The organism is Vibrio sp. 1727 (assembly GCF_033344415.1).
GTDB lineage: Bacteria > Pseudomonadota > Gammaproteobacteria > Enterobacterales > Vibrionaceae > Vibrio > Vibrio alginolyticus.
In genome coordinates this window covers 1-23,197 of the sequence record NZ_JAWPOT010000015.1, presented here as the reverse complement: position 1 = coordinate 23,197, position 23,197 = coordinate 1, and the positions used below count along the sequence as shown (strand labels likewise).

The window sequence follows — 23,197 nt, the reverse complement described above, 5'->3', positions numbered from 1 at the left end:
AATATATCAAAATATTAAATTTTTGACTTCAGCAAATTAAGATAGTGCTTTCTCGATATCCGCACTAACTTCAGCTACTTGCTTAGTACCATCAAACTTAAGGTACTTAGTCTTGCCTGCTTCAGCTTCTTTGCCGTAGTAGTTGATTAGCGGTGCAGTTTGCTCGTGGTAAACACCTAGACGAGCACGTACTGTTTCTTCTTTGTCGTCATCACGAACAACAAGATCTTCACCAGTTACATCATCTTTACCTTCCACTTTAGGCGGGTTGTAAACCACGTGGTAAGTACGACCAGAAGGAAGGTGAGCACGACGACCAGCCATACGCTCAACAATTACATCGTCTGCAACGTCAAATTCGATAACGTAGTCTACGTCTACGCCCATTTCTTTTAGGCCGTCAGCTTGAGGGATAGTACGTGGGAAACCATCTAGTAGGAAACCGTTTGCACAGTCTTCTTGAGCGATACGCTCTTTGATAAGACCAAGGATGATTTCATCAGAAACTAGCTGACCAGCGTCAATAACAGCTTTAGCTTGTTTACCAAGCTCTGTACCTGCTTTGATAGCAGCACGAAGCATATCACCAGTAGAGATTTGTGGAATACCGTATTTTTCCATGATGAAGTTTGCTTGTGTGCCTTTACCTGCACCTGGAGCACCTAGAAGAATGATGCGCATGATTTATCCTCTTTAATATTTAAGATTTATACCGAAGCTCACAATAGCTGACCTCTTAGACATCAAACCTGAGAAGCACCTGCAACGATAAGTTTCGGTATAACGTATATAGGCGAGCAAAAATACACGCCTTATTACTCACATTCAAGTCGCAGATTCTATCACAGGTTCTCTGAGCAAAGAGTGTATTAAGACTAAAGAATGTTAACAGTACCCTCTTTCACGCCCTATTGATTATTAACTCAGCACTTGAGATGCAAAATTTTGCGACAACAAACAAAAAGCTCGCGAAATGCGAGCTTTTTGATTTGCAGAGGTTATTACACCTTAGTCAAAAGTTGATTAACGGCTCCTAAGAACTCTGTTGGATCCTCAATAGAGCCTCGCTCCGCTAGCATTGCCTGACCAAGCAGAACTTCAACCCAGCGACCAAACGCTTCTTCATCGGCTTCGTCAGCCATACGCTTAACCAATTCGTGCTCAGGGTTTAGCTCAAAGATGTATTTCACTTCCGGCACAGCTTGACCAGCTGCCGCAAGAAGCTTCGCCATTTGAGTGCCCATTTCGTAATCGTCCGTTACCACAACAGCAGGCGTAGATGCGAGTTTGAAGGTCGTACGAACTTCTTTCACACGATCGCCTAGGTAAGACTTCGTGCGCTCTACAACCGACTTGAACTCTTCTTCGGTTTCTTTTTGCTTCTCTTTTTCTGCTTCATCTTCAAACTGACTTAGATCAAGCCCAGCCTTAGTGATTGACTGGAACTGTTTACCATCAAACTCAGTTAAGTAGTTCATCAGCCACTCATCAATGCGGTCGTACATCAAGATAACTTCAATGCCTTTCGCTTTGAACTGTTCTAAGTGAGGGCTGTTTTTCGCAGCTGCATAACTGTCTGCCGTCAAGTAGTAGATCTTATCTTGACCTTCTTTCATGCGCTCAACGTAAGACGCCAAGCCCACAGTTTGCTCAGAAGAGTCCACTTCAGTTGAAGCAAAGCGCAATAAACCTGCAACTTTCTCTTTGTTTGCAAAGTCCTCCGCAGGGCCCTCTTTCATCACAAGACCAAACTCTTTCCAGAATGATTGGTATTTCTCTTCGTCATTCTTGGCCATACGCTCGAGCATCGTTAGCACGCGCTTAGTACAAGCATTACGTAGAGACTGAGTCACTTTATTGTCTTGTAAGATCTCACGCGATACGTTTAGCGGTAAATCGTTTGAGTCTATTAAACCACGTACGAAGCGTAAGTATGACGGCATAAATTGCTCTGCATCGTCCATAATGAATACGCGCTGTACGTACAGTTTCAAGCCTGATTTGTGGTCGCGGTTCATCATATCCCAAGGTGCTTTCGATGGGATGTATAGTAAGCTCGTGTAGTCGTTTTTACCTTCTACACGGTTATGACTCCAGACCAATGGATCGGCAAAGTCATGTGATACGTGCTTGTAGAACTCTTGATACTCTTCTTCTGAAATATCAGATTTGTTACGCGTCCACAGTGCTTGGGCTTTGTTGATTTGCTCCCACTTTTTCTCATCTGTTTCCTTGCCTTCGTCATCACGAACGACAGTTTGGATTGAAACAGGAATGCCGATGTGATCAGAGTACTTACTGATAACGTCACGTAGACGCCACTCATTCAAAAACTCTTTACCCTCTTCACGCATATGAAGAATGATGTCGGTACCACGTGACTCTTTGGTAATGTTTTCGATGGTGTACTCACCTTCACCCGCTGAGTGCCATTGTACCGCTTCATCAGCGGCTAGACCCGCAGCGCGAGTGCGCACGGTAACGGCGTCAGCAACGATAAATGCCGAGTAGAAACCAACACCAAACTGACCAATAAGCTGAGAGTCTTTGCTCTGCTCTTCAGATAGCTTTGAGAAAAACTCGGCTGTTCCAGATTTTGCGATTGTTCCTAAGTGCTCAATCACATCATCACGGCTCATACCGATACCGTTATCAGAAATGGTTAAGGTATTTGCGCTTTCATCAAACGACAGTTTCACGCAAAGGTCTGCATTACCTTCGTATAGATCTGGGTTAGATAACGCCTGAAAGCGCAGTTTGTCTGATGCATCTGATGCGTTAGAGATCAGCTCGCGCAAAAAGATCTCTTTATTTGAATAAAGAGAATGGATCATTAAATGCAGTAGTTGTTTTACTTCTGATTGAAAACCACGAGTTTCTTTATTTTGAGATACGGTTTCGCTCATGTGTGCTCCATAACATCTAAACTAATTGGCTTTTTCATAGGGACAAGTTTGTGACTTTCCCCTTGAAATCACCTTACCGAGATGTCATTTAACATGTGGCTGACAAATGTAAATTCAAGGTCAATATTGCTAAAAACGGTGTTTTTTTAGAAAATTTTAATTATCCTACCCGTCTAAAAGCATCTAAAATGTCGTGCGCACTCCAAGCGCCCCGGTAATTTTGTGACATAAATCACCATAATTACAACATCATCCATCTAAGAAGAACTAAATGACTAACATTGGCACCAAATTTCTACTTGCTCAAAGGTTCACCTTTGATCCAAATAGTAATTCGCTCGCTGACCAACAAAACGGCAACGACGTTGTACGATTAGGAAGCAACGAAAGCCGTATACTTCTGATGTTGGCAGAGAGACCAAACGAAGTTTTAACCCGTAACGAGCTTCACGAGTTTGTTTGGCGTGAGCAAGGTTTTGAGGTGGATGACTCAAGCCTGACTCAAGCGATTTCTACTCTGCGTAAGATGTTGAAGGATTCAACAAAATCTCCAGAGTTTGTTAAAACGGTACCTAAACGTGGCTACCAACTCATTTGTTCAGTGGAACGCTTGAGCCCATTTTCTACTGACTCTAACACTGACGTTGAAGAAACCGCTTCTGAACACGAAGCGCCAGCAGTGGAGTTAGAAGCGAGCGATACACCACCAACAGAGATAGTGGCCGATACTACTGCTGATCTTGAGCCTCAAGTAGAGCCGACTAAAACTCAGCCGAAGCCAGCATCTAACACGATTAACTGGCTACCGCGTGTCATTATCTTTTTGTCTCTGCTGCTTCCTGTTTGCGTATTGTTATTCACGAACCCTGCGGAATCCCAATTCCGTCAGATTGGTGAGTATCAAAATGTACCAGTGATGACACCTGTAAATCACCCTCAAATCAACAACTGGTTGCCTTCAATAGAGCAATGCATTGAGCGCTACGTGAAGCACCATGCAGAAGACTCGTTGCCAGTGGAAGTGATTGCCACTGGTGGACAAAATAACCAGCTGATTCTGAACTATATTCATGACAGTAACCACTCTTACGAGAACGTAACACTGCGTATTTTCGCAGGTCAAAACGATCCAACAGACATCTGCAAATAAAGGAGGCCAATATGAAGATTAAATTAGCATCTGCGGTTTTGGCCGTATCCGTTCTTTTCAGCAGTTGGTTGTATTGGGGAAGTGACCTAAAAGTGGAGCAGCTCCTCACAGCAAACGAATGGCAGTCGACCATGGTGACAGTCATTACAGACAGCTTGCCTGACGATACTGTCGGCCCACTACGCCGAGTTAATGTTGAATCAAACGTGAAATATCTCCCTAATGGTGACTATATTCGCGTAGCAAATATAAAACTATTTGCTCAAGGTTCAACCGCAGAATCAACGATAAATATCTCGGAAAAAGGCCGCTGGGAAGTAAGTGACAACTATTTGTTGGTCTCGCCTTCGGAGTTTAAAGATATTTCATCTTCTCAATCAAAAGACTTTTCCGAAGCACAGCTACGTTTGATTACTCAAATTTTTAAGCTAGATGCGGAGCAAAGTCGTCGTATTGACGTCGTGAACGAAAAAACACTCTTGCTCACTAGCTTGAACCACGGTTCTTCGGTACTGTTTAAAAACTAATTTTGATTGGATGATAAGGGGGCAAGACGCCCCCTTTGTTTTGCTTATGGATTGGCTAGATACCACTACTCTCTTTTTCGGTTCACTAATCGCCAACACGCTGGCTTCACTTTCCGGTGGCGGAGCAGGCTTGCTTCAATTCCCTTTACTCATCTTTCTCGGCTTACCGTTCTCCGTTGCGCTAGGCACACATAAGGTGGCTTCGGTCGCTTTAGGCTTAGGCGCAGCAAGCACGCATTTAATATCAGGCACTATTAAATGGAAAATCGCGCTCTACCTTATCTTGTCCGGTAGTATTGGCGTGATTTTAGGGGCTAACTTAATTGTACAGATCCCTGATGGTATCGCGGAAAAGATGCTCGGTACGATGATCCTAGCGCTAGGTATCTACTCGCGATTTAAGACATCGCTAGGCCAAGCTGAAGTAATACGTAACCGTCATCCTATCGGTTGGGTTATTGGTGGAATTGGCTTACTGTTTATCGGCATCATTAACGGATCTCTTACCGCAGGTTCTGGTTTGCTCGTGACACTATTTTTGGTGCGCTGGTTTGGTTACGACTACAAACAAGCCGTTGCTTACACCATGATTTGTGTCGGCCTGTTTTGGAATGGCATTGGAGGCATTGCCGTCGTACAGGCAGGGGCGCCTATTCACTGGGCTTGGTTACCTGTTTTATTGTTAAGCTCTTTTCTAGGCGGCAGTTTAGGCGCATGGGCCGCGACTCGATACAGTAACAGAGTGATTAAAGTTGCATTCGAAATTCTCACGTTTGCCGTGGGCATCAAGTTGCTGGTTTAAAAAGATTAAAAGGAAAGTTTCATGGATAAAGCAATCATTGATATTTATTACTGCCGCCAGTGCAACTGGATGTTGCGTTCAACTTGGCTATCGCAAGAATTACTGCATACTTTTAGCGAAGAAATAGAAACAATCAGCTTACACCCGGACACAGGTGGTCGCTTCGAAATTTTCTGTAATGGCCAGCAAATTTGGGAACGGAAAAAAGACAGCGGCTTTCCTGAAGCCAAGGTGCTAAAACAGCGCGTAAGAGACATTATCGACCCAGAACGCGATTTAGGACATTCAGACACAAAATAGGGAGCAATTCGCTCCCTATTTTTTACTTAGTAAAACCGTTAAATCATGGTTTGTGCTAATACTTCGCCTTCTGGCGTTTTTACCGTTAGCTTATTGCCTTCTAGAGTACCAAAGCTTCTCGGTAAGCCATTACGTGGGAATGTCATCGAGCCTGGGTTGAATATAATGGCTCCATCTTGCATCTCTGCGACGGGAACATGTGTATGACCGTGGGCGATGATATCACCTTCACGCAGTGGCGGCCGTTTTTCAGAGTTGTACAAGTGACCATGAGTCAAAAAGATTCTCTTGCCAGATTCAAGTAGCACCCATGAGTAATCCATCATCATTGGAAACTTCAATAGCATTTGGTCTACTTCACTATCACAGTTGCCACGTACAGAAATAATTTGATCACTGTATTGGTTCAATAAGTCTGCTACCTGTGGAGGGTTGTAGCCTTCCGGAATAGGGTTTCGCGGCCCATGGTTTAGCGTATCTCCTAGCAAAATCAGGTGGTGCGCACCAGAAGCCAAAAATAGATCAATGGTTTCTTTAGTTGCTGGCAAAGAGCCATGCAGGTCTGAGGCAAAAAATAGTTTCACGACATCGTCTCCTCAAAAAGTATGAGGTCATTCTACGGCATTTTTTTAGCAGCTCAACCTACGACGGTTTGAATACTACTGATAGCGCAATGATTCAATGACCATAGGCAAAACATAGAACCATGCTGCATACGCTGTTCCAACCAACACCAGTATCCAAAACACCATCGACATAAATTTTGATTTGGCTAGATGGTGCAGCGGATCGGGCTCTCCGCATCCTGGACATGCATGAGCGCGTTTTGAGATTTGTTTCTCACACACGGGGCAAGAGACTAAAGGCATGATACAGATTCCTCGACATTAGGCTTAGGGCGCAAAGAATAATGGTGAATTAACACATATGCAACCTAACATATATTAAATATTTTAGTTCTTTGTAACAGTCGCTGACTTGAGAAAAAATTCGTTGATTTTTCATTTATATCAACCTATTACACTTCTTCTCGCACCATACCATTGATGACAATATTGTTATAACTCACCATCCCAATGACCTCGCCACTTTCAATGACCGGCGCTCTGCTTATGCCAAATCGCTCAAACAAACGGGCACAATATTTTACGTTCATATCTGGTTCGACACACAAAGCGGGCTTGGTCATGATTTCATAAATATTTGTGCGCTGAGGAGAACGATTATTCGCCAGCACCTTTTTGGCGATATCATTCATCAACACGATGCCATATTCATCATTATCATCTCGCTTTTTCACCACCAGCGCTTTGACTTGGTATTTTTTCGCTAGCGTTATGCCTTCGTATACGGTCATCAGTCCATCAACCATTACATACGTTGCCGCCATAACATCTCGAACTCTAATTATCGTTTGATCACTCATAATTCATCCTCGACTACTTTGGTCAATGTCTCGACTTGATGCGCGACACCGACTGCATCTTCAATATCGATCTGAATAGCAATCCCCTGTCCCGACTCTCTGTCAAATTCACCAACCTCATTAATGGTTTCTAATATGTGTCGAGAGAGATGCTCCTCGACCACAAACAGCAGCACATCTTTTTGCACTTCTAGCGTTAAACCAAAAAACGTTCGCTTTTGATTTAAACCTTGCCCGCGAGCATTGTTAATCACTGTTGCACCGGTCGCACCAGCATCGCGTGCAGCGTCCAACACCTTGTCTGTTTTGCTGTCTTCAACAAACGCAAGTATCAATTTAAAGCGCATTTTCTTCTTCCTCCGAGACGTTTTTATTCAGCCACTGGGTTATTTGCGCATAGCCCATCACAGAGATCATAGGAAATAGACTGGCAAACGCGATCAAGCCAAAGCCATCAATCATTGGGTTTCTTCCAGGGACGGTCGAAGCAAGCCCTAACCCTAATGCAGTTACAAGTGGGACAGTGACGGTAGAAGTTGTTACGCCTCCAGAATCGTAGGCGAGTGGAACAATAAGCTTAGGAGCGTAAAACGTTTGAATCACAACGACGATGTAACCCGCGATGATGTAATAATGAATGGGATCGCCCACGACAATCCGGTAACTCCCTAATGCAATACCAATTGCCACCCCAAACGCAACGGCTACGCGCAAGCCGTTAATACTGATACTGCCTCCAGAGACTTGGTTTGCTTTTATCGCTACAGCGATTAAAGAAGGCTCTGCAATCGTGGTACTAAAGCCTATAAAAAAGGCGAAGGTGTAAACCCAATAATAGTCGACCCACATTAAGGCTTTCCCTACCGATACTTTGAACTCTTGTAAAAACTCCGGCGCCGTTAATTGCACAGCCATCGTCTCCCCAAGTGGAAACAACGCCATTTCTAATCCAAGTAAAAAAAGAGCTAACCCGAAAATCACATAAACGAACCCAAGCAAAACTTTCTTAAGGTTGCTAACAGGACGCCTTAACACCGCTAACTGAAAACCAAAAATAATGCTGGCGATGGGAACGACGTCTCGAACGGTCGATAACAAAGTGTCTAGGAAATGATCAATTGAAATCATGTTACGACCATTCCGTAAACCATCACAAACATCATCGGTAACAGCGAGGCAAAAGCGATTAAACCAAAGCCATCCACCATAGGGTTACGCCCTTTAATAGAAGACGCTAAACCGACACCCAGTGCAGTGACCAAAGGTACTGTTATGGTGGACGTGGTTACACCTCCGGAATCGTAAGCAACGCCAATAATGGCTTCAGGTGCAAACCACGTCAGTATTACAACGCCGACGTAGCCGCCGATGATCATGTAATGAATTGGCCACCCTTTTAAGATGCGCAGAACGCCAATAACGATAGCGATCCCCACAGAAAGTGCCACCGTTACTCGTAGCCCTTGTCCATAATCCTGCATGGATTGCTCTGAGTTTGTGATCATCCCTCCTTCTGCCGCAACTTCTGATGCTTCTTCTGCTACGGCCGTTAATGCAGGCTCGGCGATCGTGGTGCCAAAGCCTAGACAAAACGCAAAAACTAACAACCAGAATACGCTGCCTTTTTTTGCAAAGGCTTGAGCCATACTCTCTCCGATAGGAAAAAGACCAAGTTCTAGGCCAAAGATAAAAAAGGTTAATCCTAAAACGACAAGCAACAAGCCAAAAAGAATGGAGACCAGGTTGGGCAGCGGCTCTTGCAAAACGACTAATTGAAAAAAAGTGATAACAATGATGATGGGTAATAAGTCACGAGCACTATTGAGGAGCGCTCGAAAAAGCGCAACAAATGCTTCCATGCCTATCCTCCTTGATTATGCAAACTGATTACGCTCGTTCCAATGAGCGATAACTTTTAGTCTGGCATAGATTTCACTCTTCTACCGTGAATGCACTAGCGCCATCTATAACATTTAGTTACATATTTTCTAATATGTGAAGTTAATAGTATCTCTGCCAGCTTGTCACTATCCCAGAAATAATGGTGTTGAGATGATCAAGCTAAGCACAAAACGACTATAATGTTCTAATACGTGTACATTCAAAGAGATAACATGAAGATATTACTCACAGGTGGCACTGGGTTTATTGGCTCGGAGTTGCTCAAGCTGCTATCAACTCACCAGGTTATGCTACTTACACGCTCTCCAGAGCGAGCAAAACAACGCCTACAGCATGCTGATCTGGGTAATATCGAATACCTTGACTCGCTCGAGTCGTTCGCCGATCTCAATCACGTTGATGCCGTCATTAATCTTGCAGGTGAGCCAATTGCGGATAAAAGGTGGACCAGCGAGCAAAAAGAAAAAATCTGCAAAAGTCGTTGGAAAATTACCGAGCAAATTGTTGAGCTGATCCACGCAAGTACCGAACCTCCCTCTGTTTTTATTAGTGGCTCGGCAGTTGGCTACTATGGTGATCAACAAGACCATCCGTTTGATGAGTGCTTACATGTTAATAGCGACGACTTTCCTCACGAGGTTTGTGCAAAGTGGGAGCAAATAGCCAAGCGCGCAGAGTCGGAACAAACACGGGTTTGTCTACTGAGAACTGGCGTGGTACTCGGCCTTAATGGTGGTGCGTTGGCAAAAATGCTATTACCTTACAAGCTTGGCGTAGGCGGCCCACTCGGGAACGGTAATCAGTACATGCCTTGGATTCACATCCTAGATATGGTCCGCGCCATCATGTACTTGCTTGAAACACCACATGCCCACGGTGCATTCAATATGTGCGCCCCCCATCCTGTGACTAATCGTATATTCAGCGGCACACTAGCTAAAACGCTAAAACGTCCGCATATCTTGTTCACGCCTAAATGGGCGATGGAACTCCTAATGGGAGAATCTTCCTGCTTATTGTTTGATGGCATGAGAGCCAAACCCAAAAAACTCACCGAACTGGGCTTTAAATTTAGCTACTCCAGAATAGAGCCAGCACTCAAGCACTTGCTTCATGACCGGAGCTGATGAATGATGGCTCTAATCAAGGTTTCTGAGTCTTAAATTAAATTATGAAAAAGTCGATTCTTATTACGGGTTGTTCAACCGGCATCGGTTACGTGTGCGCTCACGCCCTACAAAACAAGGGATTTAATGTCATTGCATCTTGTAGGAAAGAACAAGATGTCCAGCGCCTAATTAATGAAGGGCTAACCTGCATCAATCTGGACCTAAATAGCCCAGAAAGCATTTCTTCGGGCGTGAAGCAAGCGCTAGAGTTAACAGAAGGTAAGCTTTACGCAGTGTTCAATAATGGTGCCTATGGTCAGCCCGGAGCACTGGAAGACTTACCCACCGAGGCTCTTCAAGATCAATTTCAGACCAACTTTTTTGGTTGGCACCAGTTGGTCAGAGAGGTGCTTCCTCATATGCGCCAGCAAGGCGAAGGACGCATCATACAAAACAGCTCTGTTCTTGGTTTTGCCGCAATGAAATACCGTGGTGCCTATAATGCATCAAAATTTGCCTTAGAAGGCTGGACAGATACGCTCAGGCTAGAGCTTGCGGATACGAATATCAAAGTGGCATTGATAGAACCAGGACCGATCGAAACTCAATTTAGAAACAATGCATTACGAGCCTTTGAGAAGTGGGTTGATATTGAATCTAGCCCCCATCGTCATGCTTATGAAGGACAAAGAGAGCGACTCAACAACGACAAGTCTAATAATCGATTTGTTTTACCTGCAGAGTCTTGCATCGCACCAGTTCTTCATGCATTAACTAGCGTTTCACCGAAAATTCGTTATCGAATTACTACACCGACTAAATTATTCGCAGTCTTGAAAAGACTATTACCAACCCGTGCACTTGATAAAATTTTGCGACAGGCTGCATAAAAAAGTTTTGTCGAAATGTAATTTCATCGTAACAATGTGATGTCATTATGAACATGTAGGTTGAAAAAACCTCAACTAAACGAATCAATTTCTACGCAATTCAGCGGGGATTCTTTCGCCCAAAGTGATTGAGTTGCTTAGATTTGGTATCGCCACCCATTACGTTTTGTAGCAATGTTTATACTACTGCGAGGCAACAATGACATTAAATCAGCTTAACTGGCTTAGTGTGGGTGTAGTGTTGACCATGTTCATCCTATTTTGATACCGCACTAACAAATAGCATTAGAATTGCGCTGCTTCGGCAGCGTTTTCTTTTTATCTAACACCTGAGCAGCAATAACCTCACTCTATTACCCCACGTTTTCTCAAAATAGAATGATTCATTATTGATGGTGAATGTCGCTTGAATTTCACCTAAATCAACTCCATATCTAATATCAACGACAAGACACAAGGCAAGGATACTCTGATGCAATCCCCATTTATCGTTGAGATAACAGAACAGAACTTTCGCGAAACGCTTGAAGGATCAATGAACACGCCCGTTTTGATCCACTTTTGGGCCAACGCTCAGCCAGAAAGCGCACAGATACTCCCTGAGTTGCAATCTCTTGCTCAACAGTACAACGGTGCATTTACGCTTGCTCTACTAAATTGTGAAGATCAGCCCGCTTTAGCGTCTCAATTTGGCGTGCAAGTATTGCCAACTATCGCGCTGTTTATAAATGGTCAAGCCGTCGATGGTCTGGGAGGCCCCCAGCCAATTGATGCCATTGCTACCATGCTACAAAAGCATTTGCCAAGCCCAGATGAACAACTATTAAAACAAGTCAGTGAACTTCTTCAGCAAGGTGAGCATGCTCAGGCTTTGAGCATCATCCACACTTTGCCGCCAGAGCTGCAAGAGCGTGGTGATGTGAAACTCGCGATGGCTGATTGTTTGCTAGAAACCAAACAATTTGATATTGCCCAAGAACTACTGAACGCTATCCCTCTCGAGTATCAAGATAACTACTACAAGAGCCTAATAGCCAAGCTCGAGCTGCATTTGCAGGCTGCAGATAGCCCTGAGTTACAGCGACTAGAACAAGCATACGCAGCAGACATGGCAAACTTCGAACTCGCTTGTGAATTGGCGGTACAATACAACCAAGTTGCTCGGGATGAAGAAGCGTTGGAACTGCTGTGGAATATTCTTAAAAAAGACTTGGGCGCCCAAGACGGTGACGTGAAGAAGACTTTTATGGATATTCTCAGTGCGCTAGGTCAAGGTAACGCATTAGCAAGCAAATATCGTCGCCAGCTTTACTCAATTTTGTACTAAGCGTCGCATTCTTCTAGGAATAAGATAACAAAGGCCGGGACTTCCGGCCTTTGTTTTTTGTTAGAAGTCGCTATACAGCGTTGGTGCTGCTGGCGGATACTCTATTGGTTGCCAACGATCATTAAAGGTGTACTTGGCATAAAGCATGAAATGGTTTGGTGTATAAAACTCAGAACGTTGTACATCGACTAACGCCCCAAGGTACCAACGTTTGCTGACTCGCTTTTCCACCGCCGCTTGCAACGACGTACCAAAACCACCACCTTTGTCTGACTCCGCTACTGTCGATAAGTATGGCGCGTCTTCCTTAGTCCAAGAGTTAGAGACGGATGCACTCAATTGATATGACCAAGAACTGTTGTATCGGCCATAAAAGTTGATAGGTAAAGACACCGAGAAGTAACTTTGCGGACTGTAGTAGCCACCGTGACCTAGCGTGTACTCACCCAGGTTTTTGTCGTAATCAAGGTACATTAAGTTCGTACCTATACTTAAACGCTGGTCATCCGTTGCAATTAACTTGTAGTACGCCCCACCTAACACGCCTAAACTAGTGTTGTCTTCAACCTTTTCACCAGTCAAAACATGATACTGCAAGCTACTCCAAAAACCGTAAGGGCCACCAATGTCCCAACTTGAGCTCAACTTCACACCAGTACGAGCAACTCCGCCCCATTTAGTCCCTTGAGGGTCAGTCGTGCCGCTAGGGACAGACATTCCAGCATAAGAAAGCGTGCTACTGGTCTCTGGGCGACGCGAAGCTTCTGCCGTCCAACCGAACTCACCCAGGCCCCCATTGATGCGCACACCACCAACCCATGTGGTATGGTCGAAACCAATTGGTGTCGTGCCGATATCGACCAACCAATCTTCAGCCTGCCAGCCCACTCCAAATGCCATACCTGATGCGTCATTTTGGAACGAAGTGCTGTCAGAATCGGTGGTTTTTTCATAATAGTCCAACTGACCTGAATCGATAGAAACATAATCGGCTTTTAGCAACAGGTGCCCATCCCAGCTCTCTATCGGGATTCGGGCTTCTATGGGCACTTGATTCGAAGTATTACGGCCATCTCGTGCACTGTAATCCCAGCCAATCATGACATGCCCATCACTCCGATCATGCAGTTTATCGATGTCCGATTTGACGTTACGAGTCAACCAGTAGTCGTCAGCAGTATCATATAGCTCGCGTAAGCTTAGGGGTTCTTTTTTCGCCTCTTCAGGTTCACGATTTTTATCCATTCGGTCACGATTTAAGGCTTGATAGGCGCGTGTTTCAGCTAAGGCCCACTGTTGATTTATCATTGCTATAGACATGCTATTGCGAAACGCTAATGCATCAGCATCAGGCATCGCATCCAACAACTGATTTAGCGCATTAGCGTCATTTCGATAGCCTTGTTGATTAAACACCGCGGCCACTGTCATCAACTGTGCCGCAGTTAAGCTATCGCGCTTTTTATTCAAAATGAGGTGCATGTCGTGATACGTCGCTTCATATCCAGTCAAAGCACTAGCTTGCAACATGCCAATTTCTGCTTGAGTTTTAAATGGCTCAGGCTTTAAAGAAACTTGTTCATACAAATCCAACGCAAGCTTAGGCTGTTGATTAACCAGCATCAGATCCGCTTGACTCAACAGTCGACGGGTTTTGAGTTCATCAAGCTGTAATGCTTCCGAAGCACTTAAATCTTGTGTTGCGGAATTTAATGCTAAGTCCACGTACCAACGATCAAAATCTTCAAAGTGATTCAAGCTTACCATCATGCTGCCGTAAGCCAGTTTGTCATCGGTTGACCAATCTTCTGAAAGCGAAATGTTTTGGAAAATCCTCTCAGCTTCCTTAACTTCATCAATGTCTAACCACGCACTCACTAGACGAGCGAGCGGTTGAATTTGACCTTGATAATCCGACTCTAGCGCACGTAATGTCGCCATTACTGATTCGGGAGAAGCTAAGTAACGCGTTTGAATGTCTCTCAACTGAGCATCAAGCTTCAAGCGGGTTAAATTGCGCTGCATTGCGTCTGTCATGTCATGTTGTGCGATACTCTCTAGCTCAGCGATGGCCTCATTCACGTTGAAGTCCTGCGCGAGATAAAGCGCGTAAGCAAATTTCATTTCAGGATCATTACTAGATGTAGCCCAATCGGACATCAGCGTATCCGCGCGTACTTTGTCGCCCATTGAATGAATAACGTCAGCAATATCAAGCCTTAGCCATGGGGAGGTTGGCTGTAGCGCAATCAATTCCTCTACGGACGCTTTCATCGTTGCCTGATCATTTTGAGCGATTGCGATCCGCAGACGAGTCAAAATAACTTCCGACTTGATGCTCGCTATTTTTTCAGCGACCACTTTCTGCTGTTGGGCTGAGTAACTGCGCGCGAGTGCTTCCGCGCCAGACCAATCTTGCTGCTGAATACGAACATCTAAGCGACCACGCAATGCAGAGCTATTGCTGCTATCCAGTTGCAAAGCTTGTTTGAAAACCTTCTCTGCCGCGGCATAATTTTCTTGTACCAGATACAAAGAGCCTAATGATGAATAAGCATAAGGTTGGGATTTATCTAATTGAATCGCTTTGTGATAAACGCTTTCTGCTTGCTTAAACTGGCCTTTTTCGACCAAGGCATCACCTTGATCAAGATACGCCCAATATTGAGAAGTCTCGATTAGCGCTGCCCATTTAGAGGCCGAGTCAGGATTATGATCTAAGTGCTGAGCCTGTTTAAAGTATCCGAGCGCTTTTTGTTGCTGCCCTCTACGTAGATAAACCTTACCCATAGCACCAAGCAATTCAGGCTCTTGCGGACGAGTCGTCAACGCATAACGCAGCTGAGCTTCTGCTTGGTCGGTTTTATCTTCCTCGAGCAACGCTAACCCTTTGAGCTTGGCGAGATAAGTGGGGTCTTTGCGTAATTCCTTTTCCTTTTTCCAGCGATCTTTCGCGCTTTGATTCGCTCTTTGTATCTCCATGTCAGACGGGTAGTAGCTAGCTAAGATGGCATATTGCTGAACAACTTGATCTGAAATAGGCAATTGATCCAATGCACGCAACCACGACGTTGCCGCATTTGTTCCAACCGAAGGAGCAAGCGCTAACTTTTTATAGGTATCGAGAATCCATGGATCGGCAGGATTCTCTTTGCGAATGTGGTTGGCCAACGCGAGTTGAAAAGACGGAACACTAGGATAATTTGCATTTAAACGTTCCAGTCCCTGTTTTACCGAGCTCCAACTGCCAGGCAAATTACTTTGCAACTGTAGGAATTCAAGTTGTAACGCTGGTGATGGCATTCCATTTGGAAAAAGAGCTTTGTAAGCTTGAATCGCTTCATCGTAACGACCAGATTTTGCAAGCAACTGAGCGCGCTGATAATCCGCTCTTTTCTCTCCCTGAATGGCCATAATCGATGACAAGTTTTTCGCTTGAGGCGAATGAGGCGCCTGTCTGATTAAGCGCTCAAATACCGGTTTTGCTAATTCTGGCTGCTTACGTTTCAGATACATATTCGCTTGATAGAAAAGCCCCGTTGGATTGCTTTCTTCAATCGCGAACAGCCTCTCCAGAGTACTCTCGACAATATCATCTCGGCCAATCGCGTCCGCCAGTTTTAGCTGCTCAACCAACCACTCAACCGAGTCAACTCGTGCTAATGATGTGGAAAATTGAACCAGCTCGATAGGCTTGTAGACCTGTGCGAGCTGCGACTTTGTCAGAGGTTTTGAACTAAAGCTTTCTGCATGCACAGTGCCGACGCCACCAGTCGCCAAAGCAACCAGTGGAATCCACCATAACGCGCGTCCTGTTACTGACATCTCTCGCTCCATGCAGGAAGCAATTCACCTTGCACACCAAAACGGTAACGTTCTTCATGCCAACCAAGCCCAAATAGACTTAATACGTTGTCGTAATAATGATCGTTTTTGTCCACCACAAGTTCATTTTGAGCACGACGAAACTGCGTCTCCAACAGCGCAGATTCACCAGAAGCCGCGAGTAACGGAAGAGCCGCAGCAGAAAAACCTGCGCTTCCTGCTTGGGTATATTTACCCGTTTCAGTATTTACTTCTCTCGCTGGCGCACCAAGGGCTTTGGTTGCCGCGACAAACGGCTGCATTTTTTGTACTAATACTGCTTTTTCTGAAACTTGGTCATTTAGCATACCCGCCCAAAGATAAGTGCGGATCGCGTTGTAACTGCCCATCGGCCCTGTAACCACATCTGAGCTATAACGACCATTTCTCAATACTGCCCAGTCTGGGCTAAAGCCAGCTGGCATCGTTTTCTCTAGCATGTGAACACTTGCCTTATACATTGAGTCCCAGTTGTATTGCGGGTACAGCGACTGCATACGAGCAATCAGTTGTAACGGAACATAACTCGGATTCACACGGTACTGGCCGTCGGCATCAAAGCCCGTTGGAGCTGGCAACAATACCGTTCCAACTCCCGCTATGTTGACGGTTTCTTCACGTAAAATACGACTCGCGATCAGATGTCCAAGGGTCTGATAGTAGTAGTTATTCCATAATCTCCCCGCCTCAACAAGGGAGTAAGCTATCCACAAATCAGAATCTGACGCTGGGTTAGAATCCAAGACTCCGAACTGACCATTTTCTTTTCTTCCCCACAACCAAGCAGGAAGCCTTGCCGTCAAATCCCCACCAGCCAAATGTGATTTAGTCCATTTTAAAACCTGATCGAAGGTTTTAGGGTCATTGGCAACCAAGGCAAAGAACAATGCGTAAGATTGGCCTTCCGAGGTTGTAATCATACGCTCGTCACTGCCATCAACGACTCGGCCTTGCTCCATGTATACCGACTTAAATGTTTCCCATTGTGGCCACTCGCAGGTGTTAGCCCACAAGTAAGGAGACACGAACAACATAAGGAACGAGATGAGTTTTTTCATTATTCCTCTTCCTCAGTTTTTTCTAAACGTCTAGACGCGACTTGACGTAATACGCGCCAAAGCACAATGGTTACGATCACCACTAGCAAGGCGGCAAAGCACGCAACGATGACTGGGTGATTAGAGAAGTGATACCAAACGAGCTGCCACACAGGAAGCTTACCGACATAGTAGTGCGAACCCACGTTGTAGCTTGCTACTTCGTTATTTCTCAACGTCACCACCGAGCCAAACATGTGCTCCACTTTACCGGAGTCAGCCAACGCGCGATCAACCGACGAAAAATCTGACGGGTGAGCCGCCATAATAGAAATGACGCTGCGTTTTTTCGTAAATGGCGATTCTGCACCATAAATAGCAGCAAAAGAGCCTTCTGCCTCAACAGAAACATAATCCGCGGCCACTTGACGAGCATCACTTGGACTCATCCAGTTCATTCCGAGCTGCTTTTCATTTTTGCTTGGCAGGCGAATTTGTCTCTGACCTTCTTTAACCACTAAGTTAACTTGGTCAGGGTTATTAGCGGCTTCTTCTAGTGCATCCACAACACCAATCGTCAGGATGTCTTTATTTTTTAGTTGCTCAGCATTCCATTTATCTGTCAAAAGCACCTGAATACCTGGGTACCCAGAATCACTTCCTAACGAACCCATGACGTTTAAGAAGGTCTGCAACACTTCTTTTGGAGCTCTCTCTGGAACAACAATCGCAGTTTCTGACAAATCGGCCATGCGTGTGTAAGGGAAGCCAGAAGTAGCAAAAGCGCGCATATTTGGCATTTCGATGTAGTGAGGGAAACCACTAAAATCAACCGTAGAGTCACCATCAATGACCGCGTATTGCTTACTTGGTTGCGTCACCTGACATTGCCCATCAGTCACCGACGCAAAGCCAAACTCAAACTCGATTTGGTTTTTACTGCCAACTTTAAAGGCCGGAATACGAACAAGCGCATCACCACTCAGAATACTGTCATCTAACAGAGGAACACGCACACGGTTAGACTCACCACCTTGGCCTTTTGTGGTTAAGTTAAACGCCTCAATGAACTGGTCATTGATGCTCAAAGTCAGGCGAGAACCAGAATGATCCGCAGCTGGTGGCGAATACCTATAGTTAAGATCCATCGGTATACCACGGCTCTGCCAAGTAAAGAGATCGGGTGGTAAGCGCAAACTCACATTGATTGGAGGAGGCGTTCGACCTTCCACTTGCAACATGCTTTTTTGTTCGACTAATTCAGATAATGCAACGGGACGAGCCGTACTCACCCAGTTTGGCGCATCGTACGGGACTCGTGGTTTGATTTGTTTGACTTCATTAATCTTCGCGATTGGCCCAGTAAGAAGTTGGTTTCCCAACGCCAAACCTTGCACCGCAACGTTAAGATCCTTACTGTCACGGCCTATCACTAGAAGAAGCTTCACGTACGGGTCAGTTGGGTGAGTGATGACTTGAAGACGAGGCCCATCCGTGTCTGGAAAATCTCTCAGAAACTCAGGTTTGTTGTCATTGGTAACAAAGACAATGGCGTTGCGCTTAGGTAACGTGTCGACACTAAAAGGGAATTGAGCGCCACGCCAACCCGCAAGAGCACCAAAGTAAGAGCTCAAGACACCGGCAGCTTTGACATCATCCAGATCGTATTTGCCGCCCATAACGACAGGCAGATTTAACTGGCTGAAATCACGGACATCAAAAAACGGCGCTGGCAACAAGCTCAAGTCACTTTCCAGCATTGTCTTTTGGGCGAACATTTCAATTCGACTGCTTTGGCTGATCTCAGCCCAAATGCTCGAGTCATTTGGATTGGCACACTCTTTCTGAGTATTCCCAATCAACTCAAAGCGAATTTGGTTGTAGTTACTGAAGTAACGAGTATCCAGCGGCATCGATAAGCTCAATTTTTTACCTTGCTGACCATCGACGATTGACGCCACTCCCATAAGCTCGTTGTTCAAATACACTTTGACGTGAGAAACCAAAGAGAGCAACGCTGGTGAAGGTGTGATGTCAAAGTACAACGTGGCTTTAGACACCACCTCATCGAGTCGCGAACCGAAACCAATATAAGCACTGGCCTCACTACCTTGAATAGCAATTGAACCACTGTAACCCAATTGACTAAATGGAATGACACGCTTAAATACGGTCGAATTTTCAGCATCTTGCTGTGCCAAAGGCGTTGGTTGTTGCTGACTTACTTCTTGTGCCGCGAGACTGCCCGACATACACATGAGAGTGAAAGCCGTCGTCAACGCTGTTAGTTTTTTATTATTTAGCATGACTTGAGGTCCTGATTGGGACATAACGAGGTCTTAGTGACCAAATAAATTCGATACAAAATAAAAGTGCATCCACACTGGCCTGAACAAATTTAGGGCAATGTTGCAACAAGCGTTTGTATCCATTAAAGCCGACTTGCAGTACAGCCTGCATACTCGAGAGAGGCTTATCTGATTGATAGCCTTGTTGCCATTTCGCCCACGTATCTGCACGTGCAAATGTACATTGGACGTATTGGATTTGTTGTTGATGAGACAATTCGTTGAGTTGTAAACCAAATATCCCCTTATGAGCATAGGCAACCGTCATCGGGAACACGAACTCTTGACCACCGCGATTGAGGATCACTTCTAAGGTTTGGCCAAGTAGGTACGCACAGGTTGGTTCATCGACTCCGTCTATTTCAATGCGCACGCCACCCAAAGAGAAATCCTTCATCTGCGCTTGAATCAAGTGTCCTGAGTGAAGCCTTACCGCGACAGGAATCGCCACCTCTACTCGGTGATCTTTTCGCACTTGCTTGGCTTCTACCGCAACGGCGACAGCAGCACCTAAAATCAACAAGTTGTACATCGTCCAAACGAGATTCACGATAACCGTACCGATTTCGTCTTGAGGCCCCCACCCCATTCGGTAAATCCCTACAGCGAAGCCCAAAATATTGAGTGCAACCAAAACCAAATATGGTCGGGAAATAACCCAATCATAGTGAGACTTTTCAACCAAACCGCCTTTAGCCGTTACGTTGAATGTCCCCTTATGGGGCGCAAACAAAGCTACTGTTGTTGGCCTTGCGATGTACCAAGCAAGCACGGTTTCGTATACCTCACCCCAAAACGAATAACGGTAGTCACCCTGCATACGAGAGTTGGTCATGCTGGCGTGAATCATGTGGGGTAATACGTACAAAATGATCGCCAGCGCTGGTGCATAAATCACGTAGGAATGCAGCAACAAATAAGCCAAGGGTGCGATCAGGAATACAATCCTCGGGATACCAGATAGAAAGTGCAGCATGGCATTGACGTAACAAAGCCGTTGAGAGAGCTTAAGCCCCTTTCCAGTCAATGGATTATCTACCCTAAATATCTGCGCCATCCCGCGAGCCCAACGAATGCGTTGCCCAACATGTGCAGACAATGTTTCTGTCGCCAAACCAGCAGAAATCGGCTGCTTAAGATATGCAGAACGATAGCCTAAACGGTGCATGCGCAGAGACGTGTGCGCATCTTCCGTCACGGTTTCGACTGCAATACCACCGACTTCCTCTAAAGGCTCTCGACGTAAAATAGCGCACGAGCCACAGAAGAAAGTCGCATCCCATAAGTCGTTACCATCTTGAATCAGGCCGTAAAACAAGTTGCCTTCGTTTGGCACGTTACGAAAGTTCGATAAGTTACGCTCAAAAGGATCCGGTGAGAAAAAATGGTGCGGCGTCTGAATAAGCGCCAACTTTGGATCTTTCAGGAACATCCCCATTGTGAGCTGAAAAAATGCTCGTGTAGGAATATGGTCACAGTCAAAAATCGCAACAAACTCACCGCTGGTCTGCTTCAACGCATAGTTAATGTTACCGGCTTTCGCATGTTCATTCGTTGGGCGGCGGATGTAGTTCACCCCTACACTTTTGGCGAAATCTCGGAAGCTATCACGCTTGCCGTCATCCAGAATGTGGATGTTAAGTTTGTCTTTCGGCCAATCGACACCTAACGAGGCATAAACCGTCGCTTTCACAACATCGAGATCTTCGTTGTAAGTAGGGATCATCAAGTCAATGGTTGGCCAAGTTGACTGATCCGGTGGCATCGATACTGGTTTGCGATTCAATGGCCAGCTATTTTGGAAATAGCCAAGCATCAGCACAATCCAAGAATACGTCTCAGCTAGAAGTAAAACGCCCCCTAGAAACAAAGCAACAGGATCGTCCCAGTTCAGGGTAGACGAATAGCGCCACCACAAGTATCGACATGAGGCCGTAACCGACAAGATGATCAAAAGCATGGTAGGAAAACGACCCGGCATGCGACGGACCATCATCGCTAATGCCCAGAGTAAAAGCACAAAGACAGTCTGAGCCTGATAACCAAATGGCACCGTAAAACAAAGCAAAGCGATTAACACCACGAAAAACAGCAAGGTGTAGTTCAACGCCATCGCTGACTTACTTGCTTTAATATGCTCCCGAACTTGCGGATCTTTGATGTTGTTCGCTGTCTGTTCTAACCAGCGGACGCCTTTTGCAACCAATTCAAATGGCAAGTAGAACGCATTGCGAATTTGCTCGGCTAAAGTCATCGCTAAGCTGCTGTTTTTTTTGGACCATGCTGTATTTACGTTTTGCTTGAAGCAAAGCAACCACACGCTTTGGATAATAAAACGTACAGGATCAAACCATCTTGGCGCAGCAAAATTAACGTTTGGATAGTAAACCAAAGGTAGTTTCCATGAGGGAACACCCGAAATAACTGGCTTTAAAAATACAAAACTCAATGAAAACCAAAAAGACAAAGCACACTCACCAACCCAGTTTGTTTTGCAATTCCAGGCTTGCTCGTAAGCGTTCTTCTGCAGTCTGAATTGGTCCACTACCCAACGTTGGAAAATCAGATTAAGACTTCGCATAAATTAGCTTTGGTCCTGAGCGCTTGATAACGCGGATACACACCAAAAAGCAAAAGACTGAAAATCTTTTGCGGCTTGGCTCGATGGCGAATAGTGTTGAACGGTCGTCAGGTTTGCCACACATTCAAGCAATGCCGTATCTCGATGAATCGAAACAGGAATCAAGGATTCGCTAAGTTCCTTTTTCAGCACCAACATGAAATCACGACCAATTTCGGTTTCTGGCTGATACTTATTCACCAAAAAACGTAATTTGTCAGAGCGAAGCAATCTCGATAGCTCTTCATGTTGTAGCCAAGATTGAAGAGTGAGATAACTCAGGGCGTCTGCCGTTACCACCACCACAATCATATCCATTGAGTCGACAAAAGATCGCACTTCAGGATCAGTAAGCTCTGCTAAGTCGGCGTGAAAAAGCAGCCACTGCTCACCACGGTTTTCGCTCACTTGCAACGTCATTTCACCTAGCATTGACAGGTAGTGAGAACGCTCGTTAAAAAACGCTTTTAACTGCTCAGAATTCAGATGGCCAAACGGTAAAAAAAGTGCACCTTGTGGGCTTTCATAACCAGCCTGGGTCCAAGGTTTATCTGAAAGAAGTTGTTTCGCCCAGCCTCCTTGCTCTTCCCTCGGCAAGCCAAGATGAGTTTGCAGTAAACTGTTAGGCACCACCTCAATGGCCAGTACCTGTTTGTTTATCTTAACTAATGCTTGTGCCAAGTTCGCAGCGACGGTCGTTGAGCCACAACCACCTTTTAAACTAACAAAAAGAAGGCGTTTCATATCGCTTCAGTCTCTAAACCTGTCTGCTTAATACGCACTTGAAACAGAGCATTACGAGCACCGTTGGCTTGAAAGACCAACCACTTATTTTTAGCTTGCACGTAAGACTCGTTTTCTGTTGTTTCAATATACTTATGTTGAGTTAAGTTATAAGAAGAGTAGATCGAATTGGCTTTGTTGCTTAATTCGGTGAGAAGACATGGTAGCCCCATGTTGATCAGTTCTTAAACAACATACCGAGTTTC

The 23,197-nt window shown here is 45.2% G+C and carries 21 protein-coding genes; 7 read left to right on the top strand and 14 right to left on the bottom strand.

Annotated features, from left to right (window positions below; genetic code table 11):
- Window positions 1-36: 36 nt before the first annotated feature.
- Both adk and htpG read right to left on the bottom strand, forming a co-directional pair.
- Window positions 37-681, bottom strand: coding sequence for an adenylate kinase (adk, locus tag R8O10_RS14890; RefSeq protein WP_005382094.1), 645 nt, complete (start codon window positions 679-681; stop codon window positions 37-39).
- Window positions 682-1,001: 320 nt separating this feature from the next.
- Window positions 1,002-2,906, bottom strand: coding sequence for a molecular chaperone HtpG (gene htpG / locus R8O10_RS14885; protein WP_017819957.1), 1,905 nt, complete (start codon window positions 2,904-2,906; stop codon window positions 1,002-1,004).
- 271 nt (window positions 2,907-3,177) lie between these two features.
- Here htpG and R8O10_RS14880 point away from each other — a divergent pair, with 271 nt between their 5' ends.
- Genes R8O10_RS14880 through R8O10_RS14865 form a run of 4 tightly spaced genes read left to right on the top strand, consistent with a single transcriptional unit; the run spans window position 3,178 to window position 5,685 of the window.
- Entirely contained in the window at window positions 3,178-4,056 is an 879-nt protein-coding gene (locus R8O10_RS14880; protein WP_318191519.1) for a transcriptional regulator, read from the top strand.
- 11 nt (window positions 4,057-4,067) lie between these two features.
- Window positions 4,068-4,583: a transmembrane regulator ToxS gene (gene toxS / locus R8O10_RS14875; RefSeq protein ID WP_005382091.1), complete on the top strand. Its 516-nt coding sequence runs from the start codon at window positions 4,068-4,070 to the stop codon at window positions 4,581-4,583.
- Between the two features lie 46 nt (window positions 4,584-4,629).
- Complete coding sequence (locus tag R8O10_RS14870) at window positions 4,630-5,385, top strand: sulfite exporter TauE/SafE family protein (RefSeq protein ID WP_054728937.1); 756 nt, start codon at window positions 4,630-4,632, stop codon at window positions 5,383-5,385.
- Between the two features lie 21 nt (window positions 5,386-5,406).
- Window positions 5,407-5,685: a SelT/SelW/SelH family protein gene (locus tag R8O10_RS14865; protein WP_005382088.1), complete on the top strand. Its 279-nt coding sequence runs from the start codon at window positions 5,407-5,409 to the stop codon at window positions 5,683-5,685.
- Window positions 5,686-5,723: 38 nt separating this feature from the next.
- Here the strand turns inward: R8O10_RS14865 and yfcE are convergent, their stop codons facing one another.
- The 6 genes from yfcE to R8O10_RS14835 all read right to left on the bottom strand — a co-directional run bounded on the left by yfcE (window position 5,724) and on the right by R8O10_RS14835 (window position 8,970).
- Window positions 5,724-6,269: a phosphodiesterase gene (gene yfcE, locus R8O10_RS14860; protein WP_047102892.1), complete on the bottom strand. Its 546-nt coding sequence runs from the start codon at window positions 6,267-6,269 to the stop codon at window positions 5,724-5,726.
- Window positions 6,270-6,344: 75 nt separating this feature from the next.
- Window positions 6,345-6,554: a hypothetical protein gene (locus tag R8O10_RS14855; RefSeq protein ID WP_005382086.1), complete on the bottom strand. Its 210-nt coding sequence runs from the start codon at window positions 6,552-6,554 to the stop codon at window positions 6,345-6,347.
- Window positions 6,555-6,703: 149 nt separating this feature from the next.
- The gene (locus tag R8O10_RS14850; protein ID WP_005382085.1) at window positions 6,704-7,111 is read right to left on the bottom strand and encodes a CBS domain-containing protein; all 408 of its coding nucleotides are present in this window, start codon (window positions 7,109-7,111) and stop codon (window positions 6,704-6,706) included.
- Window positions 7,108-7,458, bottom strand: a complete 351-nt coding sequence (locus tag R8O10_RS14845; RefSeq protein ID WP_005382084.1) for a P-II family nitrogen regulator — start codon at window positions 7,456-7,458, stop codon at window positions 7,108-7,110. Before R8O10_RS14845 ends, R8O10_RS14850 begins: the two co-directional genes overlap by 4 nt.
- Window positions 7,448-8,239, bottom strand: coding sequence for a DUF1538 domain-containing protein (locus R8O10_RS14840; RefSeq protein WP_005382078.1), 792 nt, complete (start codon window positions 8,237-8,239; stop codon window positions 7,448-7,450). The genes R8O10_RS14845 and R8O10_RS14840 overlap by 11 nt, the downstream gene beginning before the upstream one ends.
- Window positions 8,236-8,970: a DUF1538 domain-containing protein gene (locus tag R8O10_RS14835; RefSeq protein ID WP_017634823.1), complete on the bottom strand. Its 735-nt coding sequence runs from the start codon at window positions 8,968-8,970 to the stop codon at window positions 8,236-8,238. The genes R8O10_RS14840 and R8O10_RS14835 overlap by 4 nt, the downstream gene beginning before the upstream one ends.
- Before the next feature lie 255 nt (window positions 8,971-9,225).
- Between R8O10_RS14835 and R8O10_RS14830 the strand changes: the two genes are divergently transcribed.
- The 3 genes from R8O10_RS14830 (at window position 9,226) to R8O10_RS14820 (ending at window position 12,339) form a co-directional block, all read left to right on the top strand.
- The gene (locus R8O10_RS14830) at window positions 9,226-10,140 is read left to right on the top strand and encodes a TIGR01777 family oxidoreductase (RefSeq protein WP_104978879.1); all 915 of its coding nucleotides are present in this window, start codon (window positions 9,226-9,228) and stop codon (window positions 10,138-10,140) included.
- 44 nt (window positions 10,141-10,184) lie between these two features.
- Window positions 10,185-11,012: an SDR family oxidoreductase gene (locus R8O10_RS14825; RefSeq protein ID WP_203346043.1), complete on the top strand. Its 828-nt coding sequence runs from the start codon at window positions 10,185-10,187 to the stop codon at window positions 11,010-11,012.
- Between the two features lie 472 nt (window positions 11,013-11,484).
- Window positions 11,485-12,339, top strand: coding sequence for a co-chaperone YbbN (locus tag R8O10_RS14820; protein WP_005382073.1), 855 nt, complete (start codon window positions 11,485-11,487; stop codon window positions 12,337-12,339).
- A 60-nt stretch (window positions 12,340-12,399) separates the two neighbouring features.
- Here the strand turns inward: R8O10_RS14820 and R8O10_RS14815 are convergent, their stop codons facing one another.
- The 6 genes from R8O10_RS14815 to R8O10_RS14790 are packed head-to-tail and all read right to left on the bottom strand — an operon-like array spanning window position 12,400 to window position 23,164.
- Window positions 12,400-16,164 carry a cellulose synthase subunit BcsC-related outer membrane protein gene (locus tag R8O10_RS14815; RefSeq protein WP_318191518.1) on the bottom strand — a complete coding sequence of 1,255 codons (3,765 nt, stop codon included), beginning with the start codon at window positions 16,162-16,164 and terminating at the stop codon, window positions 12,400-12,402.
- Window positions 16,155-17,261: a cellulose synthase complex periplasmic endoglucanase BcsZ gene (gene bcsZ, locus R8O10_RS14810; protein WP_318191517.1), complete on the bottom strand. Its 1,107-nt coding sequence runs from the start codon at window positions 17,259-17,261 to the stop codon at window positions 16,155-16,157. Before bcsZ ends, R8O10_RS14815 begins: the two co-directional genes overlap by 10 nt.
- Entirely contained in the window at window positions 17,261-19,546 is a 2,286-nt protein-coding gene (bcsB, locus tag R8O10_RS14805; RefSeq protein ID WP_318191516.1) for a cellulose biosynthesis cyclic di-GMP-binding regulatory protein BcsB, read from the bottom strand. The genes bcsZ and bcsB overlap by 1 nt, the downstream gene beginning before the upstream one ends.
- Window positions 19,536-22,169: a UDP-forming cellulose synthase catalytic subunit gene (bcsA, locus tag R8O10_RS14800; RefSeq protein ID WP_318191515.1), complete on the bottom strand. Its 2,634-nt coding sequence runs from the start codon at window positions 22,167-22,169 to the stop codon at window positions 19,536-19,538. The genes bcsB and bcsA overlap by 11 nt, the downstream gene beginning before the upstream one ends.
- Window positions 22,170-22,172: 3 nt before the next feature.
- Complete coding sequence (gene bcsQ / locus R8O10_RS14795) at window positions 22,173-22,952, bottom strand: cellulose biosynthesis protein BcsQ (protein WP_318191514.1); 780 nt, start codon at window positions 22,950-22,952, stop codon at window positions 22,173-22,175.
- Window positions 22,949-23,164, bottom strand: coding sequence for a hypothetical protein (locus R8O10_RS14790; protein WP_318191513.1), 216 nt, complete (start codon window positions 23,162-23,164; stop codon window positions 22,949-22,951). The genes bcsQ and R8O10_RS14790 overlap by 4 nt, the downstream gene beginning before the upstream one ends.
- Between the last annotated feature and the right edge of the window lie 33 nt (window positions 23,165-23,197).